Genomic DNA, 10,484 nt, shown 5'->3' with positions numbered 1-10,484 from the left:
CTCGATGCCCTTGCGCATGTCGGTCACCCCGCAGGCCAGATAAACCCGGACACCGGTGCCGGGCCCGATCATGCCGCCTCCACCACCCGGATCAACCGCGTCAGCGTGGTCGTGTCCAGCATCGGGTCAAAGCGCAGGCACCGGCCATTGGCCAGCTGAAGCTCAATCAGGGCGGGGCGTTGCGGCGTCAAATCTTCAGCCAAGGAAGGCACCGCCAATTCGGCGGGCGCGCTCAACTCCACAGGCAAGAACACAGTCTCCGGAAGCGGGGAAAGCAGCCCCTTCTTCTTCAGCTCATGCCGCCAGGCATAAAGCTGCTGTCGGGTTACCTCGTGGCGCTGCGCCACCTGCGTCACCGTCGCGCCCGCCACCCCCACCGACAGCACGATCCCGAGCTTCTCCTCGTCGCTCCAGCGACGACGCCGTTCCAGACCCAGAATGTCACCACGCATCGAAAGCCCCGCATAAGATACGTCGTTAACGACGTCGCTATGCACGTGTCTTAGCCGATCACCCCACGCTCAGGCAGGCGGTGGCAACCGGGCGGTTACCCTGTTTCTAAGCTCCTTGACTCTCCAAGGCTCATACATCAAATCCTCATCAATTGTTGAGGAGTTGATTCGATGGATGAACCTCAAGCTCTCGCTGCCTTCGCAGCCCTGTCCCAAGAGACGCGTCTGCGGATCGTGCGCCTGCTGGTGCAAGCCGGCCCTGAAGGCATGGCTGCCGGGGCGATCGGCAAAGCTGTTGACGATGCGACGACCTCACGCCTGTCCTTCCATCTGACCCATCTCGAACATGCGGGGCTAATCCAATCCCGGCGGAACGGGCGCTACATCATCTACAGCGCCGTCTATTCCGCCTTGGCCGGTCTGGTCGGCTTCCTCATGAAAGATTGCTGTCAGGGTCACCCCGAGATCTGCGCACCTGCCATTGCGGCGCTGACCTGTGCCTGCGACCCCACCCTGACCGAAAAGGCAACCGCACCCGCTCTGGCTGACCAAAGGACATTGACATGACCCCCACTCGCCCGGCCAGCCGGCTTTCCTTTCTCGACCGATACCTGACGCTGTGGATCTTCGCGGCCATGGCCTTGGGCATTGTGCTCGGCACGGTCTTCACCGGCCTGCCGGATGCCCTGGATCGGATGTCAGTGGGATCGACCAACATCCCGATCGCCATCGGCCTGATCCTGATGATGTATCCGCCCCTGGCCAGGGTCCGCTACGAGGAGCTGCACCAGGTCTTTGCCGACAAGCGCGTGCTGGTGCTGTCTCTGGTGCAGAACTGGATCATCGGGCCGGTGCTGATGTTCGTGCTGGCCGTGATCTTTCTGCGCGATCAACCCGAATACATGACGGGCCTGATCCTGATCGGCCTGGCTCGCTGCATCGCCATGGTGCTGGTCTGGAACCAGCTGGCACGCGGCGACAACCAGTATGTCGCGGGACTCGTGGCCTTCAACTCGATCTTCCAGATCCTGTTCTTCTCGACCTATGCCTGGCTGTTCCTGACCGTGCTGCCGCCCTTGTTCGGCCTGGAAGGCAGCGTCATCGAGGTGGGCTTCTGGACCGTGACAGAGGCCGTGCTGATCTATCTGGGCCTGCCCTTTGTTGCCGGCTTCCTGACGCGGCGCATCTTGATCGCCCGGAAAGGGGCAGAATGGTATGGGGAGGTGTTCCTTCCCAGGATCAGCCCGATCACGCTGCTGGCGCTGCTGTTCACCATTGTCGCGATGTTCAGCCTGAAAGGCGGGGACGTGGTGGCGCTGCCGCTGGATGCGCTTCGGATCGCCGTGCCGCTGGTGCTGTATTTCGCCATCCAGTTTCTGGTCAGCTTCGCCATGGGTCGGCTGGTCGCTAAGGATTATCCCCGCACCACAGCCATCGCCTTCACCGCCGCCGGCAACAACTTCGAGTTGGCGATTGCCGTGGCCATCGCCGCCTACGGCCTGGCCTCTCCCGTGGCCTTTGCCGCCGTGATCGGCCCACTGGTCGAGGTGCCGGTGCTGATCCTGCTGGTCAGCGTCGCCTTGCGGCTTGGCAGCCGCTGGTTCCCCGAAGATGTGGTGCTGAAGGAGGCCCGCGCATGATCCCCGACCTGCCGAACCTTTCACCTGACGCCATCTACCAGCCGAACATTCCCACGATCCCACGCGCAACCCATTCCGCACGCATCCTGCTGCTCTACGGCTCGCTGCGCGAACGCTCCTACAGTCGCTTTGCCACTTTGGAGGCCGAGCGCCTGCTGCACCACTTCGGCTGCGAAACGCGCGTCTTCCATGCGAACGGCCTGCCGCTGCCCGACGATGCCGAGACTTCGCATCCAAAGGTGCAGGAATTGCGTGAGTTGTGCCTGTGGTCCGAAGGCCAGGTCTGGACTAGCCCGGAACGGCACGGCGCCATGACCGGCGTGATGAAGTCCCAGATCGACTGGATCCCGCTGTCGATGGGGGCAATCCGGCCAACCCAGGGCCGCACCCTGGCGCTGATGCAGGTGTCCGGTGGCTCACAAAGCTTCAATGCGTTGAATCAGATGCGTGTTCTCGGCCGATGGATGCGCATGGTCACGATCCCGAACCAATCCTCGGTCGCCAAGGCCTATGACGAGTTCGATGAAGCCGGCCGGATGCGTCCGTCGAGCTACTACGACCGCATCGTCGATGTCATGGAGGAACTGGTGAAGTTCACGCTGCTGACCCGAGACCTCTCTAGCTTTCTCACCGACCGATACAGCGAGCGGAAGGAAACGGCGCAAGCGCTGATGAAGCGGGTGAACCTATCGGCGGCGACGTGATCTTAACCATGTCGCCAGACCTTGATCGATGACACGAGCAAGATCATGACCGGCATGGACAGGAGAACGGCTTCTGGCGCAAGGCCGCGAAGCTGAACCCCTGCGGCAACGCCCAGCCTTGTTGCGCAGGACAACTGGAGTGTCATCAAACCTTCACTGGATCCGTCATTATAATTCCGGCATTCCGGAAATATGGAACAGAATCGCGCCGCTCATGCCTTCGCCACGCTTGGCCATCCCGGTCGGCTGGCCGTGTTTCGCCTCCTCATGCGCTTTGCGCCGCGAGGCGTGCGTCCGACCGAGATCGCCGAGGCCCTTGGGCTGAAGCAGAACACGCTATCGCATCACCTCTCGGACCTGACCGCCTCTGGCCTGGTGCAGGTCGAACGTCAGGGGCGGTCGCTGTTCTACGCAGTCGATCTCGACACGGCAGAGGGGCTGATCGGCTACCTCGCTCTCGATGTGGGCCGGGCTCGGCCCGACCTTCTTGCTCCCCTCCTGACCTCTCGAAAGGACGCCGCCATGCGCGATACCGACTTCGACGTGCTGTTCATCTGCTCGGGAAACTCCGCCCGCTCGATCTTTGCCGAGGCGTTGCTGCGCGATCTGGGCCGCGGCAAGTTCCAGGCCTTCTCGGCCGGCACGCGCCCCAACACCCAGCTGAACCCTTTCGCGCTGGAAGTTCTGAAGCGCAACGACCACGACACGTCCATCTTGCGATCCAAGCACATCTCGGAATTCCAGCAACCAGACGCGCCGGTGATGGACTTCGTCTTCACCGTCTGCGACACGGCGGCGGCAGAGGAATGCCCGCCCTGGCCAGGCCAGCCGATCACCGGCCACTGGGGGCTGCCCGACCCGGTGAAAGCCACCGGAACGGATGCGGAAAAGGCGCTGGCCTTCGCACAGACCTACGCGGCACTGCGTCGCCGGATCGAAGCCTTCGTCGAACTGCCCTTCGTCAGCCTGAACCGGATGTCGCTGCAAGCCCACGTTGATGCCATCGGCACCGACGTCCCTGTGAAAGGCTGATCCCCATGCCCCGCATTGCCCTGAACGGCCTTGGCCGGATCGGAAAGCTTGTCCTTCGCGACCTCATCGACGCCGGTGCGGAGGGCGAGATCGTGCTTCTGAACGACCCGATGGGCGATGCCGAGCAGCACGCGCTGCTGATGGAGTTCGACTCGGTCCATGGCCGCTGGCACACGCCTGTTGTGGCTGGGGACGACGCGTTGGTGCTGGACGGCCAGACCATCCGTCTGACCCATGAGAAGACCATCGAGGCCTTGCCGCTGGCCGAACTGAGTGTCGATCTGGTGATCGACTGCACCGGCGTGTTCAAGACCGCCGCCAAGGTGGCGCCCTATTACGCCGCCGGGGTGAAGACTGTCGTCGTCAGCGCGCCGGTGAAGGATGGTGGCGCGTTGAACCTCGTCTACGGGGTGAACCACGATCTTTACGACGGCACACAGACCCTGGTCACGGCCGCCTCCTGCACGACGAATTGCCTGGCCCCGGTGGTGAAGGTGATCCACGAAAACCTTGGCATCCGCCACGGCTCGATCACGACCATCCACGATGTCACCAACACCCAGACTATCGTGGACCGCCCCGCCAAGGACATGCGCCGGGCGCGGTCGGCTCTGATGAACCTGATCCCTACGACGACCGGCAGCGCCACGGCGATCACGCTGATCTATCCCGAACTCAAGGGCCGCCTGAACGGCCATGCCGTGCGGGTGCCGCTGCTGAACGCCTCGCTCACCGATTGCGTGTTCGAGGTCGAGCGGGCGACGACTGCCGAGGAGGTGAACGCCTTGTTCGCCGTCGCAGCCGAGGGTCCGCTGAAGGGCATCCTTGGGTTTGAGACGCGGCCACTGGTATCCTGCGACTTTGTCAATGACCCGCGATCCTCGATCATCGACGGGCCCTCGACCATGGTGATCAACGGTACGCAGGTGAAGATCTTCGCCTGGTATGACAACGAATGGGGCTATGCCTGCCGGTTGGCCGACATTGCGCGAATGGTGGCGGGATCGCTGTGAGCAACGCTGCCACCCATGCTGGCCCGCCGCCCAATCCCCTGCGCGCCTACGCGGCCGTAACGGCGGCCTATTGGGCCTTCATGCTATCGGACGGCGCGTTGCGGATGCTGGTGCTGCTGCACTTCAACACGCTGGGTTTCACGCCCGTCCAGCTTGCCTGGCTGTTCCTACTCTACGAAGTTGCGGGCATTGTCACCAACCTGGCCGCCGGGTGGCTGGCCGCGAGGTTCGGACTGGCGGCGACGCTCTATGGCGGGTTGGCGCTGCAGATCGGGGCGTTGGCCGCGCTGGCGCAGCTTGATCCCGGCTGGGGCGTCGCGGCCTCCGTCGCCTTCGTGATGGCCGTTCAAGGTGTTTCCGGCGTGGCCAAGGATCTCGCCAAGATGTCCTCGAAGTCGGCTGTCAAACTGCTGGCGCCACAAGAGGAGGGCGGGCTGTTCCGCTGGGTGGCGGCGCTGACCGGATCGAAGAACGCGGTAAAGGGCCTCGGCTTCTTCCTCGGTGCGGCGCTGCTGGCGCTGGCAGGCTTCGAAGTGGCGGTCTGGGGCATGGCCGGGGTGCTGGCCCTGATCCTGATCGCGGTCGTTCTGTTCCTGCCCGCAGGCCTGCCCGGCCGCATGAAGTCGGGTGAGGCCTGGAGCGGCTGGCGATCGAAGGACGTCCGCGTGAACCGCCTTAGCCTTGCCCGCATGTTCCTGTTCGGCGCGCGCGATGTCTGGTTCGTCGTGGGCGTGCCCGTCTATTTCCAGTCCGTCCTGTCGGACGGCACGGCCGAAGGTCGGCGCGAGGCGTTCTTTCTGATTGGCAGCTTCCTCGCGCTATGGATTATCGCTTATGGCGCAGTGCAGGCCTTTGCGCCGCGCCTCCTGGGCGGCAAGGGCCAGCCCGAGGCCGAGACCACCCGCAAGGCGATCTTCTGGTCGGGATTGCTGGTGCCGATCCCTTTCCTGCTGGCCGGGGCGGTGTGGGCCGCAGGCGAGCCGTCGGTCTGGCTGACTGCGACCCTGGTCGGCGGGCTTTTGGCCTTCGGCTTCGTCTTCGCCGTCAACTCCTCGGTCCATTCCTACCTGATCCTTGCGTTCGGGGCGGCAGAGCGGATCACACGGGACGTGGGCTTCTACTACATGGCCAACGCCGCCGGCCGCCTGATCGGCACGCTCCTGTCCGGGCTCAGCTACCAGGTTGGCGGGCTGCCGCTTTGCTTGGCCACCGCGGGGGTCATGGCGCTGGCAAGCTGGCTGGCGGCGCGGCGTCTCAGCTCTGTCTGAGGAGGAACAGCGCACCCGTTGCCAGAAGCCCGACCCCCGCCTGATCGCGTTAATTGGCATCCGGAACTTCATGGCCGCAATCCGGACCTGAGAAGGAAGGGAAAAGCTCCGTTCTTTGTCCTCTGGCCGCGTTGGGCCTAGCCGCCATTCCATCCGTCCCGGCCTGGATAGAGCGTATCCGATCACGCCCCCTGATACTGAGCGCCCGCAGCCCAGTCGAGTGCCGGTCAAGCGAACCCCAACGCTGCTGATGCCAGAACAAGGTAGCGGCCAATCTTCGCGACGCTGACGAGGAGCAGGAACACCCAAAAGGACTCGCGCAGCACTCCTGCAACGACAGTCAGCGGGTCGCCGATGATCGGCACCCAAGCCAGCAGCAGCGACCATTTGCCGTAGTGGCGATACCAGTTCTCCGCTCGTGCCAGGGTGGCCGGGCTCACCGGGAACCAGCGTCGGGTGCGCAGCCGTTCGATCCCCCGCCCGAGAAACCAGTTGACCACGGACCCCAGCACATTGCCGACGCTGGCAATAGTCAGCACCAGCCATGGTGGGTGATCGGTCAGCAGAAGGCCGACAACCAGGATCTCGGATTGGGCGGGGAGCAGAGTCGCCGCGGTGAAAGCCGCCAGAAACAGGCCGCCGTAAACGGCAAGATCAATCATGATCCCCCATCAGGCGCGCCGGGCCGACCACTGCCGATGCAGGTCGTCGATGGAGAGGCCGAACTCCATCGACATCACGTTGAAGCTGCACAGCTTGACGATGACTGAAGACCGCCCTCGATGTCGAAAGGGACTCCGTTGTAACGCTCCGTCACGCCCTCCACCTCGGAGGGCAACGAACCGGATCACCGCCCGCAGATCGACAAGGCGGCGGATGAGCCAGGGACAGGCAATGCGGTCGATCTTGAGCCGGGTGCGCGTGACCCAGACCATGCGTCCCTGCGCATCTCTGGTTGGCAGGGTCACAGGGAGCTCCTTCTATCGTTCTTCCCCACTCAGGCGGCTCGCTCGACTTCGATCGTCAGATGTGAGAGGTCGTGGATATGCGAGAGCCTGGCGCGATAAACAGCGGGCTCCAACGGCTCACTCGACCGGATTGCGACGATTGCGCCGTGGTGACCCGGGCCAAGCTGCCAGACATGCAGATCGGTCACCTGATCCGAGCCTGTTTCCAATGCCGAGCGGATTTCTTCTGGTAAATCCTCTTCCTCTGGCACGTAGTCAAGCAGGACCCGGCCTGTGTCGCGGATCAGCCCCCAGGACCAGCGTGCGATCACTGCCGCGCCGACAATGCCCATCATGGGGTCCAGCCAGTTCCATCCATACAGGCTGCCAAGTGTCAGTGCCGCGATCGCCAGCACAGAGGTCAAAGCATCGGCCAAGACGTGCAGATAGGCGGCACGCAGATTGTTGTCGGTCGCGTGACCATGGTGATGGCCATGCCCGTGCTCATGATGCCCACCATGTCCATGATGGTGCCCGTGACCGTGCTCGTGGCCATGATGGTGATGGCCGTGATCATCACGCAGCAGCCAGGCGCAAAGAAGATTGACGAACAACCCGATCACGGCCACGGCAATGGCCTGCTGGAAGCTGATGGCAATCGGGCTGTAGAACCGCATCAGGCTTTCCCAGCCGATCAGCAGGGCGATCAGCGCCAGCACGACCGCACTCGCGAACCCCGCCAGATCCCCCATCTTGCCCGTGCCGAAGGTGAAGCGGGCATTGCGGGCGTTGCGCCGAGCATAGCGGTAAGCGAGCGCGGCAATCAGCATCGCTCCGGCATGGGTCGACATGTGCCAGCCGTCGGCAATCAGCGCCATCGAGCCGTAGATGCTGCCGGCGGTAATCTCGACCACCATCATCGCGGCCGTGATGGCAATGACCAACCAGGTCCGGCGTTCGTTCCGCTCGTGATTGTCGCCGAGGTAGACATGCTCGTGCGGACTGTCCAGGCGCGATGGATGGATGTTCATTTGAGATAGGTCCTGATGATGTCGATCAATTCGCCCGCGGCCTCTCCGCGCACGGCATCCTCGTCCCGGTCCGGGTTCGAGACATGTTCGCGAATATGGTCCTCGATTAATTCCGCCGTCAGGCCGCCGACCGCACCGCGGATGGACGCAACCAGGTTCAGGACCTCGCCACAGGGCGCATCAGCCTCCAAGGATCGCTCGACAGCCTCAATTTGCCCTTTGAGGCGGCGGACGCGAGCCAGGAGTTTGGCTTTATGCTTTGCTGTATGACTCATACAATAGGGGGATACCCTATTTTAGGATGAGCACAACACCGTTTTCTGCGTTGCAGAACGGCTTGGCGGTGCCGTAACGGCGAAACCTGGAGAGCGGATGGAATTTCCCCTGAGAGATCCTCTTTCGGACAGACCAACACCTCTACCAGTTGACGCGCCCATTCTTCCGGTGTCGGCGGGACGCGTTGAACCACCGCTTCTCGCTCACCGATCATGAGGATCACGCTTTACCAGAAGGGCGATCTTCTTAGGCTTGGGTGAGCAGGCTGAAAAAGGTCAGCCCGCTTTCGTAAGACTTACTGCACTTCGTTTAGTGCGGCCTGGCAGGACTCGGCGCAGCGATTGCAGGACTGGGCACAGATGCGGCAGTGCTCGTGCATTTCCGCGTGCTGTTCGCACTCCTGAGCACATTTCTGACAAGCCAGCGCGCAGGCTTGGATGGCTGCCCGAAGAACCTCCACATTCGAGCCCGTGCGGCGCGAGGCCATGGCGCCGGTTGCGGCGCAGATATCGGCACAGTCAAGGTTCAGTCGAATGCACTGGCGAAGCTGATCGACCATCGGCTCGGCCAGGCAGGCGTCGGCGCAGGCTATGCAGGTCTGGGCGCAGCTGTAGCATTCCTCGATGCATTTCAGCAGGTTTTCCGCCGTGTTCCCCTGAACGTCAGGATGGGTACTGATCATGTCTCGAACATGCATGGTCTTTCTCCTTGCGGGTGGCAGGACCCTCTCAACATACAGGTGGGGGGTATTGTTCCCAGCAATTAGCGCGGCCGCGTAGCTACTCCTACCGACAAACCTTTCCGAAAACCTCGACAAGCTCTCGGAACTTCTGCCGCTGCACTTCCGTGTCTTGAGACATGATGGCTTCGTCTACACAGCCGTCTGCATGGTCCTGAAGGATCAGCAGTTCCACTTGCGAGAGCGCTGATCGGACCGCCATTGCCTGGTTCAAGATGTCGATGCAGTAGCGGTCTTCTTCAATCATGCGGGCTATGCCGCGAACCTGGCCTTCAAGACGAGCGAGCCGGTTGAGGGCTGCCTGCTTCCGATCCTTCATTCTCTCGCCATCCTTGCTGCTCTCACGCTGAACCTCAGGAATTTGGGAGAAGTTCCGACGGAACAATGGCCACAGCTTTTGGTTGGGGGGGGGCACAGCCATACCCCCCGAGGGTACCTCTCGAAGCCACTCGTCGCCCTCATGACCAGCAGAGCATGCACGAGGAGGACGCCCATGAAGAAGCCGCTCGTTATCGGCCTGATCAGCGGGATCATCGGGACGATACTGCTGGCCATTATTGTCTGGCTGATCGTCGTTTACACGGGCACCTACAACGTGGCGGCCACAGATCCTCATCTGGATGCAGTCCGATGGAGCTTTGAGACGACGCCTCACCGCTCGGTGGCCCAGCGGGCTGAGGCCGTGGTGCTGCCCGAGGAAGTTTCGGAGGATCTCCTTTCTCAAGGTGCAAGGCACTATGCAGAAAGCTGTGCGCACTGCCATGGGGATCCCGGCCAGGTTGTGTCGCGAATGTGGTGGAAATTGCCGAGCAGCGGGCTCCGGGCATGTAACGATGGCTCCAGTCAAGCCGCGAGGTCAAGGGACATCGGCTCGAGCGGCTGAGAAAGAGTTTCCCAGCCGTCAACCTTCCGCATCTGGATCTGCCCTGACGCCAAGAGCGCCCAGAGCAGCATCGGCACGGTCTCGGCGCAGGGCAGCACGGTCTGGGTCTTGATGCGGCGGCGGAACTCCTCGTTCAGACGCTCAATGGCGTTGGTGGTCCGTGCGGATTTCCATTGCGACGGATCGAGGCGGGTGAAGCTGAAGAGGCGATCGCCGGCCTCCTCGAGGCTATCGGCCACGGCCCGGCACTTGAGCTTCCACTTGCGGAGGAAGGCCTTGCGGCGCGTCTCGATCTCGGCGGCGCTGTCGGCGTAGATCATGTCGCGGTAGTCTTCGCTCAGCTCGTCATGCAGGCGCTTGGGCGCGTGGCCAAGCAGGTTGCGGTGCTTGTGAACCGTGCAGCGCTGGATGGGCAGGTCCCCGCCCCAGAGCGCCACGAGCGCGGCTTCAAGGCCGGGGGCGCCGTCAACGATTACGAACTCGGGCCGCCTGAGGCCCC

The 10,484-nt window shown here is 62.8% G+C and carries 15 protein-coding genes; 7 read left to right on the top strand and 8 right to left on the bottom strand.

The annotated features are described in order from the left end of the window. Window positions 1-68: 68 nt before the first annotated feature. The gene (tnpA, locus tag ACTJI6_RS22500; RefSeq protein WP_126152565.1) at window positions 69-452 is read right to left on the bottom strand and encodes an IS66-like element accessory protein TnpA; all 384 of its coding nucleotides are present in this window, start codon (window positions 450-452) and stop codon (window positions 69-71) included. 171 nt (window positions 453-623) lie between these two features. On the opposite strand from tnpA, the gene ACTJI6_RS22495 reads away from it, so the two are divergent. The 6 genes from ACTJI6_RS22495 (at window position 624) to arsJ (ending at window position 6,109) form a co-directional block, all read left to right on the top strand. Next, window positions 624-1,019 carry an ArsR/SmtB family transcription factor gene (locus ACTJI6_RS22495; protein WP_440803895.1) on the top strand — a complete coding sequence of 132 codons (396 nt, stop codon included), beginning with the start codon at window positions 624-626 and terminating at the stop codon, window positions 1,017-1,019. Next, entirely contained in the window at window positions 1,016-2,092 is a 1,077-nt protein-coding gene (gene arsB / locus ACTJI6_RS22490) for an ACR3 family arsenite efflux transporter (RefSeq protein WP_440803893.1), read from the top strand. The genes ACTJI6_RS22495 and arsB overlap by 4 nt, the downstream gene beginning before the upstream one ends. Beyond that, the gene (arsH, locus tag ACTJI6_RS22485; RefSeq protein WP_440803891.1) at window positions 2,089-2,796 is read left to right on the top strand and encodes an arsenical resistance protein ArsH; all 708 of its coding nucleotides are present in this window, start codon (window positions 2,089-2,091) and stop codon (window positions 2,794-2,796) included. The genes arsB and arsH overlap by 4 nt, the downstream gene beginning before the upstream one ends. 192 nt (window positions 2,797-2,988) lie before the next feature. Further along, on the top strand, window positions 2,989-3,828 hold the full coding sequence (locus ACTJI6_RS22480; RefSeq protein WP_440803889.1) for a metalloregulator ArsR/SmtB family transcription factor: 840 nt from the start codon (window positions 2,989-2,991) through the stop codon (window positions 3,826-3,828). Window positions 3,829-3,833: 5 nt separating this feature from the next. Continuing rightward, window positions 3,834-4,841: an ArsJ-associated glyceraldehyde-3-phosphate dehydrogenase gene (locus ACTJI6_RS22475; RefSeq protein ID WP_440803887.1), complete on the top strand. Its 1,008-nt coding sequence runs from the start codon at window positions 3,834-3,836 to the stop codon at window positions 4,839-4,841. Window positions 4,842-4,921: 80 nt separating this feature from the next. Continuing rightward, window positions 4,922-6,109 carry an organoarsenical effux MFS transporter ArsJ gene (arsJ, locus tag ACTJI6_RS22470; protein ID WP_440803897.1) on the top strand — a complete coding sequence of 396 codons (1,188 nt, stop codon included), beginning with the start codon at window positions 4,922-4,924 and terminating at the stop codon, window positions 6,107-6,109. A 227-nt stretch (window positions 6,110-6,336) separates the two neighbouring features. Here arsJ and ACTJI6_RS22465 read toward each other — a convergent pair whose 3' ends face one another. The 6 genes from ACTJI6_RS22465 to ACTJI6_RS22440 all read right to left on the bottom strand — a co-directional run bounded on the left by ACTJI6_RS22465 (window position 6,337) and on the right by ACTJI6_RS22440 (window position 9,421). Further along, window positions 6,337-6,771 (bottom strand): YqaA family protein, encoded by a 435-nt coding sequence (locus ACTJI6_RS22465; protein ID WP_440803885.1) that lies wholly within the window; start codon window positions 6,769-6,771, stop codon window positions 6,337-6,339. A 9-nt stretch (window positions 6,772-6,780) separates the two neighbouring features. Further along, entirely contained in the window at window positions 6,781-7,077 is a 297-nt protein-coding gene (locus tag ACTJI6_RS22460; RefSeq protein WP_440803882.1) for a chromate resistance protein ChrB domain-containing protein, read from the bottom strand. Between the two features lie 29 nt (window positions 7,078-7,106). Continuing rightward, window positions 7,107-8,087, bottom strand: coding sequence for a CDF family Co(II)/Ni(II) efflux transporter DmeF (gene dmeF / locus ACTJI6_RS22455; RefSeq protein WP_440803880.1), 981 nt, complete (start codon window positions 8,085-8,087; stop codon window positions 7,107-7,109). Beyond that, window positions 8,084-8,362, bottom strand: coding sequence for a metal/formaldehyde-sensitive transcriptional repressor (locus ACTJI6_RS22450; RefSeq protein WP_103174196.1), 279 nt, complete (start codon window positions 8,360-8,362; stop codon window positions 8,084-8,086). The genes dmeF and ACTJI6_RS22450 overlap by 4 nt, the downstream gene beginning before the upstream one ends. Window positions 8,363-8,658: 296 nt before the next feature. Next, complete coding sequence (locus tag ACTJI6_RS22445) at window positions 8,659-9,060, bottom strand: four-helix bundle copper-binding protein (protein WP_440803878.1); 402 nt, start codon at window positions 9,058-9,060, stop codon at window positions 8,659-8,661. An 88-nt stretch (window positions 9,061-9,148) separates the two neighbouring features. Continuing rightward, window positions 9,149-9,421, bottom strand: coding sequence for a metal-sensitive transcriptional regulator (locus ACTJI6_RS22440; RefSeq protein WP_103174205.1), 273 nt, complete (start codon window positions 9,419-9,421; stop codon window positions 9,149-9,151). Between the two features lie 174 nt (window positions 9,422-9,595). On the opposite strand from ACTJI6_RS22440, the gene ACTJI6_RS22435 reads away from it, so the two are divergent. Beyond that, entirely contained in the window at window positions 9,596-9,985 is a 390-nt protein-coding gene (locus tag ACTJI6_RS22435; RefSeq protein WP_440803875.1) for a hypothetical protein, read from the top strand. On the opposite strand, the gene ACTJI6_RS22430 is transcribed toward ACTJI6_RS22435, so the two are convergent. After that, window positions 9,946-10,484 (bottom strand): transposase (locus ACTJI6_RS22430; protein WP_440803873.1); only part of this gene is annotated, 539 nt, incomplete at its 5' end. The genes ACTJI6_RS22435 and ACTJI6_RS22430 overlap by 40 nt on opposite strands.

It is taken from the genome of Paracoccus sp. 22332 (assembly GCF_052045125.1).
In the GTDB taxonomy this organism is placed as follows: domain Bacteria; phylum Pseudomonadota; class Alphaproteobacteria; order Rhodobacterales; family Rhodobacteraceae; genus Paracoccus; species Paracoccus haematequi_A.
The sequence above is the reverse complement of the archived record's forward strand: the minus strand, read 5'-3'. Positions and strand labels throughout refer to the sequence as shown.